We start from the raw sequence: 18,878 nt of genomic DNA, 5'->3' as shown, positions 1-18,878 counted from the left end.
CTTTCAACAAGGCGTGTCTATTGCGGGCGGAACAGTCGGCATAGTCCGGCTCATCATCGCTGGTTGACAATCCGCGCCGCTATCGCCCTGGCCTGAATGCGGGCGTTGGCGAAACAACCGCGAATGCTCGGCCGCATGCCGGTAAACCACAGACCGGGCAATTTCGGATCGGCATCGCCGCCGTTGAAAAGCGGAACGCCCTTGCCGTCGAGAACGCCGAGCTTGCCGAACATCTGCTCCAGACCGGTGCGATAGCCGGTCGCCGCAATGACGATATCGGGCGTGATCGACCTGCCGTCATTCAATACGATGCCGTCGTGGGTAAATTCCCGCAATGGTGGCACCACCACGATCGTGCCTGCCTTTATGGCGCGAACCGCGCCGTCATCGGCTGCGATCGCGGTGTAGTCGGCGCTCAGACGGCTCGCACCGCCTATGGGAGCCGGCGGAAGCCCAAATTTCGTCAGGTCGCCGAAAACCAGGTGCTGGGTTGTCGCCATCACCGCATCGGCCAGCCGCACCGGCAAGCTCGCCATCAACGGTGAAAGCCTGTGGACGGCGACCTTGCCGATGCGTTTCGGCAGCAGCGACGGGCCGTTGCGGGCCGACAGCCAGATGCTTTGGGCATCTGCATTCGCAAGATGGTTGAGTGCGTCGAACCCCGAATTGCCGGCTCCGACGACCAGCACCCTTTTGCCGACGTAGTCCTTCGCCTCGCCAAAATCGGCCGAATGGATAATCCGGCCTGCAAAATCCTTCATGCCTTTCCACGCAGGAATAAACGGCTGCCGATCGCGCCCGGTGGCGACGACGACATGACGCGCCAGACGACGTCCGGCGTTCGTCCGCACGGTCCAGTGATCGCCGTCGAACGTGATCTCTTCAACGGCAACGCCGAATGCGACCGGCAGACCATGCGCCTGGCTGAAATCGTTCAGATGGCGAATGACGGCCGATTTATGCGGAAAAGCCGGGGTGCCTGCGGGATAGCCGACGCCGGGCAGCGTCGAGAGATCGCGATGCGTATTGAGGTGCAGCCGCTGGTGCCGCCTATGCCAGGGTTCGGCAAGCCGGCTCTCCTTTTCCAGGACGAGCGTCGGTACGCCGGCCTTCATCAAGGCATGAGCGGCGGCAAGGCCGGCCGCGCCGGCTCCGACCACGATCGCGCCGTCAAAAACGGCTTCCCGACCGGTAAGACTGCGCAATTTTTCCGCTTCCATGCTGGGGCTCAACAGATCCTGACCCGTCTTATCACGCCGCGGCGGTCGCGACCGGCGCGACATTTGGTCGTTTTGCCGCATTTGACAAGACTTTGGCCGAAATCGCTCCCATATGCGATATCGAACCATCCACGATTCGTCGCGGCACGGCCCCGCTTCCCGCCGCAACCTGTTGTTAACCAACAATGTTCGCTCTTTCTTATCCATTGCCGCCGACACTCCGGCCCAGCGGATTTTGCGATCCGGGACTGAACCCGGATCGAACCGCCAAACTGAGCCAGTTGTGCAGCCGGCGCCGGACGACTACCTTGTTCCAAGGCATGATGCCGTTCGAAATCGCCGAGAAAAGCCTTCATGAAGGTCGTTGAACGTTACATCATGCGCCGTGCTTTCGCGGTATTCGCGCTGGCGCTCGTCTGGACGCTGGCGATCGTCTGGACGACTCAGGTGCTCGCCCGCATCGACCTCGTCACCGATAGCGGTCAGTCGGCCCTCACCTTCTTCGAAGTCGCAGCGCTGATCATCCCGACGATCGTTCCGATCGTCGTGCCGTTCGCCCTGGTGGTCGCGGTCGCCCAGATCCTCAGCGTGATGAATTCTGATTCGGAGCTGGCCGTCATCAATGCCGCCGGCGCTTCACGCTGGACCATCGTCAGGCCGATCATGCTTCTGGCACTTGCAGCCAGCGTTTTTTCCTTCGCCGTCGACAATGGCGTCGACCCTTACGCACGCCAGAAGAACCGCGAGTTGATTGCGTCATCGCGTGCCGATCTGTTGTCGTTGATCATCCAGGAAGGCACCTTCCGCAAGATCGACGACGGCCTGTTCCTGCAGGTTGGCGAACGGCTTCCCGACAACCGCCTCGGCGGCATCTTCGTCGCCGATTCGCGCGAAGAAGGCGTCAATCTCATCTACTACGCCAAGACCGGCAGCATCATCGAACGCGGCGACGAGAAGGTGCTGATGATGAATGACGGCGTCATCCATCGCAAAACCATGACCGGCGACCTCTCGGTGATCCGGTTCACCTCCTACGCCTTCGACTTGTCCGCTTTCATGTCGGCATCATCTGATATCCTGCTTTTGCCGAAGGACCGGACGACCCAGTATCTGCTCAATCCCAGTCCGAACGACAAGATGTACCAGCAAAAGCCGAACAGGTACCTGGCCGAGCTCAACCAGCGTTTTTCCGAGTGGTCCTATTCGCTCGTCTTCGCGCTGATCGCGCTCGCCGTTGCCGGAGATGCGCGCTCGCATCGCGAGGCGCGTGTGCACCCGCTGATCACGGCAATCGCGATCGCGCTGTTCGTGCGCTGGCTCGGGTTCTTTGCCGCCGGCAAGGCCGACAAGGTGCCGCAATATGCCTATATGGTCTACGGCGTCCCGATCGTGGCATCGGCGATCGCCATCTGGTTCATTGTTTCCAACCGGACCATGGAACTGCCGGTTGCCTGGGCCGATTGGATAACCAATCTTGCCGGCCGCTTCAGTGACGGCTGGAGCGCCATCAAGCTCCGTTTTGCCGGGCGTGGCGCATCCGGACAGGGAGCCGGCTGATGGGCTGGACTCTGGGTCGGTACTTCTTCTTTCGCTATGTGACGATCACCATCTGGTTCTTCATCGGCCTCTTGGCGCTGGTGTTCCTGATCGATTTCACCGAGCTTTCCGGCCGCACGACTGGCGTGCCGGGCTTCACCTACGCAACTGCGTTCGCCATTTCGGGGCTCAGGATGCCGATGATCATGCTGCAGACGGTGCCGTTCGTCGGCCTGTTCTCGGCGATGGCGACGTTGGTGTCGCTCAACCGCAAATACGAATTGGTCATTGCCCGTTCCGCCGGGGTTTCCGCATGGCAATTCCTGCTGCCGTGCTGCATCGGGGCGCTGCTGTTTGGAGCCTTGTCGGTCGGCGTCATCAATCCGGTAGCCGCGCACGCCTATTCCTGGTCCGAGGAGATCGAGACCCAGCTCCGTTCGGGCAAGTCGAACAGCGTCTCGGCCGATGCTGCGCCCTGGATCAGGCAGAAAACCAACGCCGGCGATACCATCATCGGCGCGCGCGCCATTCTTAATCAAGGCCTGGAGATGGCCGACGCGGTCTTCTTCAGCTTCAGCCCGCAAGGCGACATCATCGAGCGCAAGGATGCGGCGCGCGCCTTTTTGCGGGACGGCTACTGGGAATTGCAGGACGTCAAGGTGTTCCGGGACGGTACCATCCAGTCGTTACCCAGCGATCGGCTGCCGACCAATCTCAAGCCGGAATTCGTGCAAGAGCGGTTGGCGCGCCCTGAGACCATTCCCTTCTACGATCTGCCCGGCAAGATCGAAGTGGCCCGCTCCTTCGGCCTCAAGGCAAATGCCTTCGCCATGCAGTTCAATTCCCTGATTGCGCTGCCGTTCCTGCTTGTCGCGATGACGCTGATTGCGGCAACGGTATCAATGCGATTTGCGAGGATGGGGCAGTCGGCAACGATGATTCTGGGTGGCATCGTGGCCGGGTTTCTGCTTTATGTCGTTTCGGTGCTGGTCAAGGCATTCGGCGTAGCGGGATTCGTACCCACGGCCGTAGCGGCTTGGGTCCCGGTTGTCGTGGCTATGTTCTTCGGGGTGACATTCCTGCTATACAAGGAAGACGGCTAGTGAGGGAGGCGGTTTTGCGCAGCCATAGGCACGCCGGTTTGGCACGCGCCTCTGCGGCGAGCGCCTTGGCATGCCTGCTTGCCAGCGCCGCCCCGGTTGCTCCGGCTTTCGCCCAGGACGTCAGTGAGCTGGCAACGAAGGTTCCGAGCGGCACGCAGATGCTGTTGGCAGCCGATACGCTGGTCTACGACAACGACAAGCAGACAGTGACGGCCGTCGGTGGCGTCCAGATCGACTACGGCGGCAACCGTCTCGTCGCCCAGCGGGTCGAATACAACCGCAACACCAAACGCCTCGTCGCCAGCGGCAATGTCGAACTCGTCAATAGCGACGGCACCAAAATCTATTCGCAACATGCCGACATCACTGACGATTTCGCCGACGGCTTCGTCAACGCGCTGCGGGTCGAGACCATAGACAAGGCGTATTTCGCCGCCGAAAGCGCGGAGCGCATGGGCGGCGTGCTGACGACGTTCCACAATGGCGTCTACACCGCCTGCGAGCCGTGCGAGGACAAGCCCGACAAAGCGCCGACCTGGCGTATCAAGGCCAGGAAGATCATCTGGAACGGCGAGAAGAAGACGGTTCGCTTCGAGAACTCGAATTTCGAGTTCTTCGGCTTTCCGCTGGCCTATCTGCCGGCTTTCGAGATCGCCGACCCAACGGTCAAGCGCAAGAGCGGCTTCCTGATCCCCGGCGTCGCCTACAAGAGCGATCTCGGCGTCGGTGTTAAAGTCCCCTATTATTTCGCGCTCTCGCCGACCTACGATCTCACTGTCACTGGCAGCGGCTATACCAAGCAAGGTTTCCTCGGTGAGGCCGAGTGGAGGCAGCGCTTCAACAACGGTCAGTACAGCCTGAAGATTGCGGGCATCCGGCAGGAGAATCCCGACGCCTTCATCGACGACAATGGCCACAACGTGAATTCGGGTACCGAAGGCGACCCGAACAGGTTCCGCGGCATGATGGGCACCCAGGGCCAGTTCGCCATCAACCCGCGCTGGGACTTCGGCTGGGACATCCTGCTGCAGAGCGACAAGAATTTCGCGCGCACCTACGACATCGATGGCTTCAACGATAGCGTGCACCGCTCCGAGGTGTACCTGACGGGGCTCAACGATCGCAATTACTTCGACGTGCGCGCCATGCACTTCGAGGTTCAGGAAGACACGCTCGCCAGCGATCCGACTGCACGCGCCGCCAAGCAGCCCTGGGTGCTACCCTCGCTCGACTACGCCTATATCCCCGACATGCCGGTGGCCGGCGGGCAGCTGTCGTTCGACGTCAACGCGCGGGTCATTGACCGCGACAGGCTCGATACGGCTCTTGCAAATTCGGGCATCCCTTCGTCCGTCAACAACGTTCGCGGCATCGACGGTCAATCCGGGCGCCTTACCGCGGAAGCCGAATGGAAGCGCACCTTCACCACCGATGGCGGGCTGCTGCTGACACCGCTCCTGGCGCTGCGGGGCGACGCCGGCTACGTCAACGCCTCCTCGGCCTCGCTCGACGCCGTCAACCAGATGGCGACCAATCTCGGCGTCGAGGACGATATGCGTTCATCGCTTGCCCGCTACATGGCGACCGCCGGCCTTGAGATGCGCTGGCCGGTGCTGTTTTCGATGACCAGTTCCAGCCATGTCTTCGAACCGATGGCGCAGGTATTCATGCGTCCGAACGAGCAATATGTCGGCGGGCTGGCGGTCCCCAACGAGGACGCCCAGAGCTTCGTCTTCGACGCCACGACGCTGTTCGAGCGCGACAAATTCTCGGGCTATGACCGCATGGAAGGCGGCACACGCGCCAATGTCGGGCTGCGCTATTCCGGCGCATATGACAATGGCTGGGGCACCAATGCGGTGTTCGGCCAATCCTACCAGCTGGGCGGCCAGAACTCGTTCGGCACGCCGGACCTGGTCAATGTCGGCGCCTATTCAGGCCTTGAAACTGCAACCTCCGACTATGTCGGCCTTGTCGGCTTCAACAGCCCCAGCGGGTTTTCCGGCTCGGTCAGCGGCCGTTTCGACGAGCAAAGCTTCGAGATCCGCCGCGCTGAGGTAAAGGCCGCCTTTTCAGGCCTGCCGGTATCGCTGAGCGCCAAATACGCCTTCATCCAGGCGCAGCCACTCTATGGCTTCTCAACCGATCGCCATGAGGTTACGCTCGGCGCCTCGACACATCTTGCCGAGAATTGGCGCGTCTTTGGCACCGGCACATATGATCTGGAGCAGAGCGTTCTGGTCAAGGACGGGGTCGGCTTTGCCTATAGTGATTCGTGCTTTACCTATTTGATGACGTTTTCGGAAAGACGTGACCTGAACACCAAGGAAGTATCGCAGAACGTCGGCTTCAACCTGTCGTTCCGCACGCTCGGCGATTTCGGCTCGTCGCAACGCTCCATCGACACCATTCAATAACGGGCAGCGGTCGGCAACGGGGCGGCTGGCGGACGACATTGTTTCGCCGCATAGAGCAGGCACGAATTTTGACGGCCTGAACTGGGATAGGTTCGGCTGAATCGGGATGGAATTGGGATGCTTTCGATGAGGAAATACCTCTTTTCGGCAGGGTTCGCGCTGCTGGTGGCGTTCTCGACCACCGCGGTGACACGGCCAGTTTTCGCCACCGAGATCAAATACGTCGTCAACAATATACCGATCACCACCGGCGACATCCAGCATCGGGCCGCTTTCCTGCGCCTGCAGCACAGAAAGGGCGATGCCGGCCAGGAAATGATCGACCAGACGCTGCGCCTGGCCGAAGCCCGGCGGCTCGGCATCCGCATCAGCGACGAGCAGGTCGATGCCGCTTATCAGCGTTTCGCCACCAGCAACAAGATGCCGCTCAAGCAGCTTGACGGCGCGATGGCGCAATCCGGCGTCACCAAGGAGCATTTCAAGGACTTTATCCGGGCGCAGATGGCCTGGAACCAGGCGCTGACGGCGCGTCACCGTTCTAGCGACGGCGGCGGCGCCATGAGCGAGCAGGACCTCGTCAAGCGCATGCTCGAAAAAGGCGGCAGCAAACCGAGCGCCACAGAGTACATGCTGCAGCAGGTCATCTTCGTGGTGCCGGCGGCCGAGCGCAGCGCGACGCTGGCCAAGCGCAAACGCGAAGCCGACGCTATGCGCGCCCGCTTCAACGGCTGCAACACCACGCGCGAATTCGCCAAGGGCCTGATCGATGTCACCGTTCGCGATCTCGGCCGGGTGCTGGCGCCGCAATTGCCGGCGGACTGGGCCGAGCAGATAAAGGCTACAAAGGTCGGCGGCGCCACCACGACGCGCGAAACCGACCGCGGTGTCGAATTCATCGGCATCTGCTCGTCGCGCGAAGTGTCAGACGACAAAGCCGCGCAGATGGTGTTCCAGAGTGAAGGTTCGAGCGACAAGAACGCCGACGAACTCTCGAAGAAATATGTCGAGGAGTTGCGGAAGAAAGCCCGCATAATCGAGCGCTGAAGTCGACGCGCCGTGGCTGACGCAGAGCTTTCGCTGGCGTTGAGCGTCGGCGATCCGTCCGGCCTGGGGCCGGACATCGCCATCGCTGCGTGGCAGGCCCGCGAAAGCGCTGGCGTTCCGTCATTTTATCTCCTTGCCGATCCGGCACTGATTGCCGCGCGAGCGCACAGGCTCGGCACCGATATCGCGATTGCCGAGACGACGCCGGCGTTAGCGCCGGGGGTGTTTTCGCGCGCGCTGCCGGTGGTGGCGCTTGCTGCCCGTTTCGTCGACAGTCCCGGCCGCCCGGATCCAGCCAACGCCGCCGGCATCATCGAGGCGATCGACCGCGCCGTTGCCGACTGCCTGGCCGGCCGCGCTGCCGCGGTCGTCACCTGCCCCATTGCCAAGAAGCCGCTCTACGACGCCGGCTTTCGCTTTCCCGGCCACACCGAATATCTGGCGCATCTGGCATCGCTTCACACCGGCACCGAAGTGACGCCTGTGATGCTGCTTGCCGGACCGGACCTGCGCACCGTGCCGGTCACCATCCACATCGCGCTGGCCGAGGTGCCGAAAGCGCTGACGACGGACCTTATCGTCGCCACCGGCCGCATCACCGCCGCCGATCTTGCGAACCGCTTCGGAATTGCCAAGCCGCGGCTCGCCATTGCCGGCCTCAACCCGCATGCCGGCGAAGGCGGCACCATGGGCACCGAAGACGAGCGGATCGTGCGCCCGGCGGTCGACCGGCTGAGGCAGGAAGGAATCGACGCCTTCGGGCCGTTGCCGGCCGACACGCTGTTTCATGCTCGCGCCCGCGCCGGCTACGACGTGGCGCTCTGTATGTATCACGACCAGGCGCTGATCCCGGCCAAGGCGCTGGCGTTTGACGAGGCGGTCAACGTCACGCTCGGCCTGCCCTTCGTCCGCACCTCGCCCGACCACGGCACCGCCTTCGATATCGCCGGCAAGGGCATCGCCCGTGCCGGCAGCCTGATTGCAGCGCTGAAACTCGCTCGCGTTCTTGCCGATACCGGGAAGAGGCCGTAGGCCCTGAGCCCAATCAGCCAAATTCGATGGCCTTAACCCGATGAGCCCGCCTGATGAGCCCAGCCCGATGAGCATAGACGGCCTGCCGCCACTGCGCGAGGTGATCGAGCGCCATGGGCTGCAGGCGAAAAAGGCGCTGGGCCAGAATTTTCTGCTCGACCTTAACCTGACAAGCAAGATTGCGCGAACCGCCGGCGACCTGAGCGACGTTACGGTTATCGAGGTCGGTCCCGGTCCGGGCGGGCTGACCCGGGCCCTGCTCCTCAACGGCGCCCGGCGGGTCGTCGCCATCGAGCGCGATGAGCGCTGCCTGGCGGCCTTGGCCGAGATCGCGAACCACTATCCGGGCCGGCTAGAGATCGTAGCCGGCGATGCGCTGAAAGCTGATTTTGCAGCGCTTGCAACAGGAGTGCCGGGAGGCGGCGGGCCGGCGAAAATCGTTGCCAACCTGCCCTACAATATCGGCACCGAATTGCTGATCCGCTGGCTGACCGTCACCGAGTGGCCGCCCTTCTACACATCGATGACACTGATGTTCCAGCGCGAGGTCGCCGAACGCATTGCAGCCAGCCCCGGCAGCGATGCCTATGGTCGGCTCGGCGTGCTGGCCGGCTGGCGGACGGAGGCGAGGATTGCCTTCGACGTGCCGCCGCAGGCGTTCACGCCGCCACCCAAGGTGACGTCCTCGGTCGTGCATCTGGTGCCGCGCGCCAGCCCCTTGCCGGCAGAGGTGAAACGGCTCAGCCGCGTCACCGAAGCGGCGTTCGGCCAGCGCCGGAAAATGCTGCGGCAGAGCGTGAAAAGCCTCGGCGGCGAGGCGCTGCTTGCCCGTGCCGGCATCGATCCGACCAGGCGCGCCGAGACGCTCAGCGTCGAGGAGTTCGTTCGCCTGACCAACGCGGTGTGATGCCGGGACGCGTCTGCGTGGAATTTCCGCTCTCACGGCCATAGATAGCCGGACAAACCTGCCCGGAGACAAGCAATGGCCGCCTATGTCATTTCCGACGTCACGATCCGCGACGCAGAGGCGATCGAAGCTTATCGCATCCGCGCGGCTGCCTCCATCGCCCAGCACGGCGGGCGCTATCTGGTACGCGGTGGCAAGGTGGAAATGTTGGAAGGCGACTGGTCTCCCGGGCCGCTGATCATCGTCGAATTCCCGAACATGGACACGGCGCGGCGCTGGTATCGCTCGGCCGAATACGCCGCTGCATTGGAGCTGCGCGACGCCGCGCTCAGCCGCAATCTGATCCTGGTCGAGGGGATAGCGCGTTGATCAATCCGTCTTCTCGTCGAGCAGCCCCGAGACGAAATCGAACAGGCCGGGCCGGCGATCGCGTCTGAGCCGTTCGGCGGTGACGATGCCGCGCACCTCGGCGAAAGCGCGGTCGAGATCGTCGTTGACGATGACGAAATCATATTCCTTCCAGTGCTCGATCTCGTTGCGGGCGTTCTTGAGCCGCGTCTCGATCACCGCTTCCTGGTCCTCGGCGCGACGCTTCAGCCGCGCCTTCAATTCCTTCATCGATGGCGGCAGGATGAATATCGAGACGATGTCGGCGCGCATCTTCTCCTTGAGCTGCTGAGCGCCTTGCCAGTCGATGTCGAACAGCATGTCGCGGCCTTCGGCCAGCGCCTGTTCAGCCGGCTCGCGCGGCGTCGCGTAGCAATTGCCGTGCACCTCCGCCCATTCGAGCAGCGCATCGGAATCGCGCAGCCGCTCGAACTCGCGCATGGTACGGAAGTGGTAATGGACGCCCTCGATCTCGCTGCCGCGGCGTGGCCGCGTGGTGACCGAGACCGACAATTCCAGGCTGGAATCGCTCTCCAGCAGATTGCGCGCAATCGTCGACTTGCCGGCGCCTGACGGCGACGACAAGACCAGCATCAGCCCGCGGCGCCGAATGCGGGAACCCACATCCCTAGCGGTCATGGGGCTTGGCAGTCATGTGGCTTGGCATCGGGATCATTCCAGATTCTGGACCTGTTCGCGAAACTGGTCGACGACCGCCTTCAGTTCCAGCCCGATGGCGGTGACCGCGGCAGCATTCGACTTGGAACACAGCGTATTCGATTCGCGGTTGAATTCCTGTGCCAGGAAATCGAGCTTGCGGCCGATGGCGCCGCCGCCGCCGAGCAGCGCCCGGCCTGACGCCACATGTGTCTTCAGCCGGTCGATCTCCTCGCGTATGTCGGCCTTGGTGGCCAGGAACGCCGCTTCCATATGCAGCCGGCTGGCGTCCAGGTTGGCAGACGCGTCCATCAACAGGCGGATCTGCTCGGCGAGCCTTTCGCGGATCGTGGCCGGTTCGCGTGATGGATCGGCCTCGGCCCGCAGCGTCAGCGCCTCGATGGCATCGATATGGCCGGACAGCAGGGAACGAAGTGCCGCACCTTCGCCCTGGCGCGCCTGGTGCAGCCCGTTCAGTGCTGCTTCCAGCGCCGACAGTATTGCGGTATCGAGCGCACTGCGCGCCTCTTCGGTTTCGATGGTTTCGGGAATGTCGAGGACGCCGCGCAGCGCAAGCAGGCCGTCGGCCGCCGCAGGGGCTACTCCGAACTGCTCCTGCAGCCGCTTGGCCAAGCCCGCCAGATCCTTCAGGAAAGCCTCGTTGACCACGGGTTGCGCTTGCGCGCCGGCGGCGCGGCCAATGGTCAGCGTCATCTGGAAATTGCCGCGCGCAAAACGCTTCTGCACCGTCTGCCGGACGGCCGGCTCCAACCGGTCGAAACCTTGCGGCAGCCGCAGCCTGACCTCGACGCTTTTGCCGTTGACGGACTTGGCTTCCCAGGCAATCGAAGTGCCGTCGTGTTCGGCGACACTGCGCGCAAAACCGGTCATGCTCTGCAAGTTCATGTAGCCGTGCGTCCCTTTGCCGAATGCCCCTCAAGCCGGAGCGATTTTCTCCGGACAGGACCATGTGAATTTCAATGCCATGGCAGCCCTTGCACATCCACCCGGATATGCACAGGGCCAAACTGATGGCGTCCGGCCCTACTGGGCGGCGGTGGGGCCTGCATCGTCAACGATGGCTCCCGCCGGCGTGTCGGCTCCGGTATTGGTTGCTCCGGCCTTGGCGGCGTCCTGCGCCTGCTTTTTCAGCAGTGCCCGGTAGCGAGCGACATTCTCGTTATGCTCATCGAGCGTCGAGGCAAATACGTGCCCGCCGCTGCCGTCGGCGACGAAGTAGAGATCGCTGGTCTTCGACGGATTGGCGACAGCCTCCAGCGCCGCACGGCCGGGATTGGCGATCGGCGTCGGCGGTAACCCGTTGATCAGATAGGTGTTGTAGGGCGTCGGCTTCTGGATGTCCGACTGATAGATCGGGCGGTCGATGGGTTTGCCCTTGCCGCCGAACAGGCCGTAGATAATGGTCGGGTCCGACTGCAGCCGCATACCCTTGGCCAGCCGGTTGAGGAAGACGGCGGCTACGCGCGAGCGTTCATCGCCCTTGCCGGTCTCCTTCTCGACGATAGAGGCCAGGGTGACAAAATCCTCAACGTTGGCGATCGGCAGATCCGGCGCTCGGCGCTGCCAGACCTCGTCGACCAGCTTCTTCTGGTCGGCCAGAAGCTTGTCGACCATCTGCTGGCGTGTTGCGCCGCGGGTGAAACGCAGCGTGTCGGTGGCGAGGCTGCCCTCAGGTGGAGTGGTCGACGGCATATCGCCGGTCAGCGCGTCCTGCTCAGCGATCCGTTGCAGCGCCTGCTCGACCGTCAGCCCCTCGGGGATAGTCAGCGAATACATCACCGACTTGCCGCTCTTCAGCAGTTCCATGATATCGTGCATCGACGCCTGCGGCTTGATCTCGTATTCGCCGGCCTTCAGGGCGGAATCATTGCCGAAGGCGCGCACGCCAAGGCGGAAAATGCGGGCGTCGCTGATCAGACCTCGCCGCTCAAGCTGGTCGGCGATTTCCTGGACGCCACTATTCGGCTTGACCAGGAAAGTGTCGCCATTGGCCGACGGGCCGGGCTCGTTGAACTCCTGCTTGCCGAAATACAGCGCAACACCTGCCGCCAGCACCATCAGCATCACCGAAGAGATGACGAAGTTCATGAACACGACGAACTGGCTGCGCGAGGCACGCGAGCGCTTCGGTGGCGGCGTGCCGGCCTCGGGCCGCAACGCCTCGCTGGCCGTCTTCGGCACGATAGGGCCGGGCGTTGCTGCCCGTTGCCCGAATTCCCCGTTATCGGCCGGATTTGTGTTCATAGCGCCCTACCATTTGATCTTGCGACGAATCCCCTCGGGCAGAGTAGGGGCGAATATGGCAAAATTGACGGCAGACGGAAACCGGCAGAGCGGTCAGCCATTGTAGCGCTGGAAGACGAGCGAGGCGTTGGTGCCACCGAAGCCGAAGGAGTTGGACAGCGCCACGTCGATCTGCCGGGCCCGCGGCTTGTGCGGCACCAGGTCGATCGCCGTTTCGCGCTCCGGATTGTCGAGATTGATGGTCGGCGGCGCGATGTTGTCGCGAATGGCGAGGATCGAAAAGATCGCCTCGGCAGCACCAGCCGCGCCCAGCAGGTGGCCAATCGACGATTTGGTCGACGACATCGATATCTTTGAGGCGGCATTGCCGACCAGCCGCTCGACGGCGCCGAGTTCGATCGTATCGGCCATGGTCGAGGTGCCGTGCGCGTTGATGTAGTCGACATCGGCCGGCGTCAGCTTCGCCCGGTTCAGCGCCGCGGTCATGCAACGGAAAGCGCCGTCGCCGTCTTCGGCAGGCGCGGTGATGTGATAGGCGTCACCGGTCAGACCGTAGCCGGTGACCTCGGCATAGATCTTGGCGCCGCGGGCCTTGGCGTGTTCGAGCTCCTCGAGCACGACAACGCCGGCGCCCTCGCCCATGACGAAGCCGTCGCGATCGCGATCATAGGGGCGTGAGGCCGTTTGTGGCGCATCGTTGCGCTCGGTGGAGAGCGCGCGGCAAGCGGCGAACCCGGCGACCGACAGTCTCGTCACCGGCGCTTCGGCGCCGCCTGCGACCATAACGTCGGCATCGCCCCAGATGATCAGCCGGGCGGCATCGCCGATGGCGTGCGCACCGGTCGAGCAAGCGGTGACGACGGCATGGTTGGGGCCTTTCAGCCCATGGCGGATCGAGACCTGACCGGAGACGAGGTTGATGATCTGGCCAGGGATGAAGAATGGGCTGATGCGGCGCGGACCGCGTTCCTTGAGGATCATCGCATTCTCGGCGATGCCTTCGATGCCGCCGATGCCCGAACCGATCAGCACGCCGGTGGCGCACTGTTCCTCATGCGTCTTCGGCTGCCAGCCGGAATCCTTGAGTGCTTCGTCGGCGGCCGCGATCCCGTACAGAATGAAGTCGCCGATCTTGCGCAGTTCCTTCGGCTCGAGAACGGCTTCAGGATTGAAAGTGGCATTGGAGCCGTCACCGCGCGGAATGACGTGGGCGACCTTGCAGGCAAGGTCTTCCACCTCGAATTCGGTGATGCGCTTGGCTGCGCTGCGGCCGGTCAGAAGCTCCTTCCAGCTGTGCTCGAAGCCCATGCCGAACGGCGAAAGCAGCCCAAGGCCCGTGACGACGACACGCCTCATCGCAGGTCCTCCCCGGTGATGACTGCAAATAGCGTCAGGCGGAGGCCTTGTCGATGTATTTCACCGCATCGCCAACAGTCAGGATGGTCTCGGCGGCGTCGTCCGGGATTTCGACACCGAACTCTTCTTCGAACGCCATGACAAGTTCGACCGTGTCGAGGCTGTCCGCGCCCAGATCATCGATGAAGCTCGCCTGCTCCGTCACCTTGTCGGCATCGACGCCAAGGTGCTCGATGACGATCTTCTTGACGCGCTCTGCGGTGTCACTCATTTGGGCATCCTCGTCTTTTGGTTGTCTGTCTTCGTTAGCGGGCAGAATGCCGCTAATCAAGCTGAAAGATGGTCCTGCCGGAAACGCAGCGGAACAGGACCGGTTTTTGCCCGAACCGCCGGGTTGCGGGCGGCATTACACGAAAAATCCCGTGCATCCAAGACGGAATGAAGCGTTTTCCCAAGTGTTAGATCATTGCCATGCCGCCATTCACATGAATGGTCTGGCCGGTGACGTAGGCTGCCTCGTTGGAAGCTAGGTAGGCGACGGCTGAGGCGACTTCGGCGCCCGTGCCCATGCGCCGGGTCGGGATCGCCGCCATGATCGCCTCTTTCTGCTTGTCGTTGAGCTTGGCGGTCATCGCCGATTCGATGAAGCCCGGGGCGACGCAGTTGACGGTGATATTGCGGGTGGCGATCTCCTGCGCCAGCGATTTGGAAAAGCCGATCATACCGGCTTTGGAGGCGCAATAGTTGGTCTGGCCGGGATTACCCATGACGCCAACCACTGAAGTGATGTTGATGATGCGGCCATGGCGGCGCCGCATCATCGGATGGGTAAGCTCGCGGGTCAGCCGGAACACGGCGGTCAGGTTGACCTCGAGCACGCTATCCCAGTCGGCGTCAGCCATGCGCACGAACAACCCGTCCTTGGTGATGCCGGCATTGTTGACGAGGATGTCGACGCCTTCGAGGTCAGCTTCCGCCTTCTGGCCGAGCGCCTTGACGTCGTCGCGGTTGGAAAGATTGGCCGGGAAAAGCTTGACCCGGTCGCCCAGTTCGGCGGCCAGCGCCTCCAATTTCTCGATACGTGTGCCATGCAGGCCGACGATGGCGCCCTGGCCGTGCAGCACGCGGGCGATCGCCTCGCCTATACCTCCCGATGCGCCGGTGACGAGCGCCTTGCGGCCGGTCAATTCGAACATGCTTTATCCTCTTCCCAAATCGTACTGGCCAATCATACGGGCCGGTGAGTTCGGCTATCTGTAAACGTTGCCGCGGTGGCCTATGGTTACCACCAGAATGACGAGCCGGTTATCCTGCACATCGCAAATGATGCGATAATCCCCGACGCGATATCTCCAAAAGGTTGCGAGCGGGCCCTTCAGCGGTTTGCCGAGTTCACGCGGGTTGTCGAGAACGGCAATGCGGTTTTCAATAAAATCACGGATACGGTGACGTGTCTGCGGATTCAGTTTTTCGACAAATTTTCGCGCCGAGTGGGCGTATTCAAGCGTCCAGGCCACGCCAGAAGTCCTCGGCTCTCATGACGTCTTCTTCACCACGCCTGATCCGCTCAACGACTTCGGCAGCCAGGTAGTAATCCTCCAAGTCCTCCAGACCACGTTCAATGAGCTCGCGCAGATAGTAGGCCTTGCTGCGACCAGTCTTGGCCGCGAGAAAATCCAGGCGCTGCTCGACTTCAGGAGAAAGGCGGATCGATGTGGGCATGCCGCACCTTGTTGCGATACATGTATTCATATAGCGGCAAGCACTGATGAATTCAAGCTACGTGGTCACCCAAGGCGGCAAGTGCCGTTTCGACCTCCGCCGCCGATCCGATGCTGCTGGTGGCAATGTCGCGGTTGATGCGGCGGGCCAGCCCCGACAGCACCTTGCCGGCGCCCACTTCGTAAAGCGTCACAACGCCGTTGCTGCCGAACCACTCCACCGTTTCGCGCCAGCGCACGCGCCCGATCACCTGTTCGACGAGTCGGCGGGCGATCTCGTCGGGATCGCTCGTCGGGGTCACCGTAACATTGGAGACCAGCGGCACGACCGGCGCACTCTTCGTCACGGCGGCCAGCGCCTCCCGCATGATCTCGGCCGCAGGCTTCATCAATGCCGAATGGAAGGGCGCCGAGACCTGCAGCATCAGCGCCCGCTTGGCGCCCTTCTCCGTGCATAGCCTCGCCGCCAGTTCGACCGCTGGCCTAGCGCCAGAGATCACCAGCTGGCCGCCGCCATTGTCATTGGCGATCTGGCAAACCAAGGCTTGTGCGGGATCTTTGGCGGCGCCCTGGGCGGCCTCTGCGCAAGCGGCTTCGACGTCGGCCTGCTCCAGCCCGATGATCGCCGCCATGGCGCCCTCGCCGGCCGGCACAGCCGCCTGCATGGCATTGCCGCGGATGCGCAATAGCCGGGCGGCGTCGGCGACCGAAACGAAACCTGCGGCCGCAAGTGCCGAATATTCGCCGAGCGAGTGGCCGGCGACATAGGTGACCTTGCCGTTCAGGGAGAAGCCGCGCGCCTCCAGCGCCCGGATTGCGGCAAGCGACACCGCCATCAGCGCCGGCTGGGCGTTGGCGGTCAGCGTCAGCGTCTCTTCCGGGCCTTCCCAGATCAGCTTCGATAGGTTTTCGCCGAGCGCGTCGTCAACTTCCTCGAAGATCCGCCGCGATTCCACAAAGGTATCGGCGAGGTCCCTGCCCATGCCGACAGCCTGGCTGCCCTGCCCCGGAAAGGTGAATGCGATGGCCATCGGCGGCTCCCAGCTGCTGGTTCACGTTGCCTGTGACGCAAGGCGTGCGGCCAAGTCAAGTCCAACCTTGATCGCGTAATATCGGCCGAGTGCCTGTTTCGGCAGGCTTTTTGGCGATCACTCATGATGAAAACCGCTCACGATTTGTTTGCTGGCTCTTCTTATTTCCGCCACAGGCGCTAGGCTTTGCGTGACAGTTCGATGACAATCGAGTGACGCTTTTGTTGCGGGCCGGGGAACTATTGAAGTGGCAAAGACCAAGCAGAGCGCAGCCGAGGCGGCGCCCCAGTTTCTTGAAGGCGATCCGTCGACCGGCTATCTGCCGGCGCGCAAATGGCCTGTCATCCGCTATGGCCTTATCAGCTTGCTGGCTGCGGCCATCCTTGTGTTTGCCATCGAACTGATCGTGCGCGGCAACTTTGCCGGCACCATTGATTTCTTTCTGCAGCCTTTCAAACCCGGCTGGACCACGATCATCATTTTTGCGCTGATCCTCATCGGCCTCGACGCCGTGCTCGGCCGCAGTCATCAGAGCCTGATGATCGTCGCGCCGCTGACATTGTCGCTGGCGTTCGTCGGCCACCAGAAGTCGCTGTATCTCGGCGATCCGCTCTATCCGACCGATTTCCTTTATTCCCGGCAGATCGTGGCACTGATGCCGCTTCTGGTACGCGATCGCCCGGGAACCGCCATTGCCCTGGCGATCGGCATCGTCGGCGGGCTGTCGCTGCTCGTCTATGGCTGGCGGCTATGGCGCCGCCGCGTTCCGGCGCTCAGCCACAAGGGCCGCCTTGCCCGGCTGACGCTGACAGTACCGCTGATCGCCTTCTTCGTTTCCATCATGGACTATGCCACTTTCTCGTGGACGCGCGACCGGCTGCAGATCATCCCGATCATGTGGGACCAGAAGGAAAACTATGCCTCGAACGGTTTTGCGCTCGCCTTCGCGCTTAACGTTCCGATGGCGCATGTCTCGGCGCCGCCCGGCTATTCCGACAAGGCGATCGAAGCGATCGGCAAACCGCAGGTGACCGCCTCGGTACCTGCCGAGAAGCCCGACATCATCGTCGTCATGAGCGAATCCTTCTGGGATCCGACCAAGCTACCCGGCGTCACCATCACACCCGACCCTATCCCCAATGTGCGGGTACTGCGCACGGGTTACATGTTCTCGCCCGAGTTCGGCGGCATGACGGCCAACATCGAGTTCGAGGCCCTGACCGGCTTTTCCAACGCCTTCCTGCCGGCGGGCAGCATTCCCTACCAGCAATATGTGCGGACACCGACTCCCTCGCTGGCGACCTTCCTGAAAAGTCAGGGCTACCGGGCGCGCGCCATCCATCCCGGCACTAACTGGTTCTGGAACCGGGGGGCCGTCTATGCCGATTTCGGCTTCAACGACTTCAAGTCCGAGGAGACGTTGCCGCCCATGCAGAAGCGCGGACCGCTCGCGTCGGACGCTGCGATGACCGACGAGATCATCCACGAAGCCGATACCAGCGCCGAGCCGGTGTTCTTTTTCGCCGTCAGCCTGCAGAACCACGGGCCGTATGAGCCGTATCGCTATAACAATCCGACCCACAAGGTGCAGGCGCCGATCAGCCAATGGGCGCGTGAATCGCTGTTGAGCTATGCCGAAGGCTCTTCCGACGCGGACCGCGGCCTCGAGCGGCTGATCGAATGGGCGAAGAAACGCGAGCGGCCGACCGTCATCGCGTTCTTCGGCGACCATCTGCCGCCGCTTGGGCCGGTCTACGTCGAGACCGGCTTCCTGAAGGACAATGTTGCGCCGCGCAAGGAGGCGGCCGACCAGATGCTGCTGCACCACCAGACGCCGCTGATCGTCTGGTCGAATCGCAGCGGCCCGACCGAGGATCTGGGCGCCGTCAGCCCGTCCTTCCTGCCCTACCATATCCTGAAGACAGCCGGCATCAGCCATCCCTATTACACCGGCTTCCTCGGACAGTTGCGAGAGCGCTACCGCGTTATCGACCGCAATTTGCTTTTGGCACCGGGGGGCGACGCCACCCCCGATTGGTCGCGTCAGAAAGAGATCGATCCGGCAATCCGCGACTTCCGTCTGCTGCAATACGACATGATGTTCGGCAAGCGCCATGCGGCGCCCGATTTCTTCCCCGAAACCACAGGCAAAGTGGCTGCACACACGAGTTGAGCAGCGGCGGCGGGAGAGCGGCCGACGTC

The 18,878-nt window shown here is 62.7% G+C and carries 18 protein-coding genes; 8 read left to right on the top strand and 10 right to left on the bottom strand.

Features of this window, described 5'->3' with window-relative positions; genetic code table 11:
- Nucleotides 1–53: 53 nt before the first annotated feature.
- On the bottom strand, nt 54–1,220 hold the full coding sequence (locus NKH41_RS10960) for a flavin-containing monooxygenase (protein ID WP_352771654.1): 1,167 nt from the start codon (nt 1,218–1,220) through the stop codon (nt 54–56).
- Nucleotides 1,221–1,574: 354 nt separating this feature from the next.
- On the opposite strand from NKH41_RS10960, the gene lptF reads away from it, so the two are divergent.
- The 7 genes from lptF to NKH41_RS10925 all read left to right on the top strand — a co-directional run bounded on the left by lptF (nt 1,575) and on the right by NKH41_RS10925 (nt 9,628).
- Entirely contained in the window at nt 1,575–2,777 is a 1,203-nt protein-coding gene (lptF, locus tag NKH41_RS10955) for an LPS export ABC transporter permease LptF (protein ID WP_352471099.1), read from the top strand.
- Entirely contained in the window at nt 2,774–3,859 is a 1,086-nt protein-coding gene (gene lptG / locus NKH41_RS10950) for an LPS export ABC transporter permease LptG (protein ID WP_023677695.1), read from the top strand. Before lptF ends, lptG begins: the two co-directional genes overlap by 4 nt.
- Nucleotides 3,859–6,276, top strand: a complete 2,418-nt coding sequence (locus NKH41_RS10945) for an LPS-assembly protein LptD (protein ID WP_352771652.1) — start codon at nt 3,859–3,861, stop codon at nt 6,274–6,276. The genes lptG and NKH41_RS10945 overlap by 1 nt, the downstream gene beginning before the upstream one ends.
- Nucleotides 6,277–6,393: 117 nt before the next feature.
- Nucleotides 6,394–7,320: a peptidylprolyl isomerase gene (locus NKH41_RS10940; protein WP_352453231.1), complete on the top strand. Its 927-nt coding sequence runs from the start codon at nt 6,394–6,396 to the stop codon at nt 7,318–7,320.
- 12 nt (nt 7,321–7,332) lie between these two features.
- Nucleotides 7,333–8,352, top strand: coding sequence for a 4-hydroxythreonine-4-phosphate dehydrogenase PdxA (pdxA, locus tag NKH41_RS10935; RefSeq protein ID WP_352771650.1), 1,020 nt, complete (start codon nt 7,333–7,335; stop codon nt 8,350–8,352).
- 67 nt (nt 8,353–8,419) lie between these two features.
- Entirely contained in the window at nt 8,420–9,259 is an 840-nt protein-coding gene (rsmA, locus tag NKH41_RS10930; RefSeq protein ID WP_352771648.1) for a 16S rRNA (adenine(1518)-N(6)/adenine(1519)-N(6))-dimethyltransferase RsmA, read from the top strand.
- Nucleotides 9,260–9,334: 75 nt separating this feature from the next.
- Nucleotides 9,335–9,628: a DUF1330 domain-containing protein gene (locus tag NKH41_RS10925; RefSeq protein WP_352771647.1), complete on the top strand. Its 294-nt coding sequence runs from the start codon at nt 9,335–9,337 to the stop codon at nt 9,626–9,628.
- Here NKH41_RS10925 and gmk read toward each other — a convergent pair whose 3' ends face one another.
- The 9 genes from gmk to fabD form a co-directional block, all read right to left on the bottom strand.
- Nucleotides 9,629–10,285, bottom strand: a complete 657-nt coding sequence (gene gmk, locus NKH41_RS10920; RefSeq protein WP_023677701.1) for a guanylate kinase — start codon at nt 10,283–10,285, stop codon at nt 9,629–9,631.
- Between the two features lie 33 nt (nt 10,286–10,318).
- A complete protein-coding gene (locus tag NKH41_RS10915) occupies nt 10,319–11,209 on the bottom strand; it encodes a YicC/YloC family endoribonuclease (protein ID WP_352471095.1) in 891 nt (296 codons plus the stop codon).
- A gap of 138 nt (nt 11,210–11,347) precedes the next feature.
- The gene (mltG, locus tag NKH41_RS10910; protein WP_352615821.1) at nt 11,348–12,568 is read right to left on the bottom strand and encodes an endolytic transglycosylase MltG; all 1,221 of its coding nucleotides are present in this window, start codon (nt 12,566–12,568) and stop codon (nt 11,348–11,350) included.
- Nucleotides 12,569–12,661: 93 nt separating this feature from the next.
- Nucleotides 12,662–13,924 (bottom strand): beta-ketoacyl-ACP synthase II, encoded by a 1,263-nt coding sequence (fabF, locus tag NKH41_RS10905; protein ID WP_352454402.1) that lies wholly within the window; start codon nt 13,922–13,924, stop codon nt 12,662–12,664.
- 34 nt (nt 13,925–13,958) lie between these two features.
- The gene (locus NKH41_RS10900) at nt 13,959–14,195 is read right to left on the bottom strand and encodes an acyl carrier protein (RefSeq protein WP_006203723.1); all 237 of its coding nucleotides are present in this window, start codon (nt 14,193–14,195) and stop codon (nt 13,959–13,961) included.
- A 187-nt stretch (nt 14,196–14,382) separates the two neighbouring features.
- A complete protein-coding gene (gene fabG, locus NKH41_RS10895) occupies nt 14,383–15,120 on the bottom strand; it encodes a 3-oxoacyl-[acyl-carrier-protein] reductase (RefSeq protein ID WP_352471093.1) in 738 nt (245 codons plus the stop codon).
- A 54-nt stretch (nt 15,121–15,174) separates the two neighbouring features.
- Nucleotides 15,175–15,441: a type II toxin-antitoxin system RelE family toxin gene (locus tag NKH41_RS10890; protein WP_352771645.1), complete on the bottom strand. Its 267-nt coding sequence runs from the start codon at nt 15,439–15,441 to the stop codon at nt 15,175–15,177.
- Entirely contained in the window at nt 15,425–15,646 is a 222-nt protein-coding gene (relB, locus tag NKH41_RS10885) for a type II toxin-antitoxin system RelB family antitoxin (RefSeq protein ID WP_352467166.1), read from the bottom strand. The genes NKH41_RS10890 and relB overlap by 17 nt, the downstream gene beginning before the upstream one ends.
- 52 nt (nt 15,647–15,698) lie before the next feature.
- Complete coding sequence (gene fabD / locus NKH41_RS10880) at nt 15,699–16,676, bottom strand: ACP S-malonyltransferase (RefSeq protein WP_352771643.1); 978 nt, start codon at nt 16,674–16,676, stop codon at nt 15,699–15,701.
- 247 nt (nt 16,677–16,923) lie between these two features.
- Between fabD and NKH41_RS10875 the strand changes: the two genes are divergently transcribed.
- Nucleotides 16,924–18,849 carry an LTA synthase family protein gene (locus tag NKH41_RS10875; protein WP_352771641.1) on the top strand — a complete coding sequence of 642 codons (1,926 nt, stop codon included), beginning with the start codon at nt 16,924–16,926 and terminating at the stop codon, nt 18,847–18,849.
- The last annotated feature ends 29 nt before the right edge of the window (nt 18,850–18,878 follow it).

The organism is Mesorhizobium sp. M1169, from assembly GCF_040318345.1.
In the GTDB taxonomy this organism is placed as follows: domain Bacteria; phylum Pseudomonadota; class Alphaproteobacteria; order Rhizobiales; family Rhizobiaceae; genus Mesorhizobium.
The sequence above is the reverse complement of the archived record's forward strand: the minus strand, read 5'-3'. Positions and strand labels throughout refer to the sequence as shown.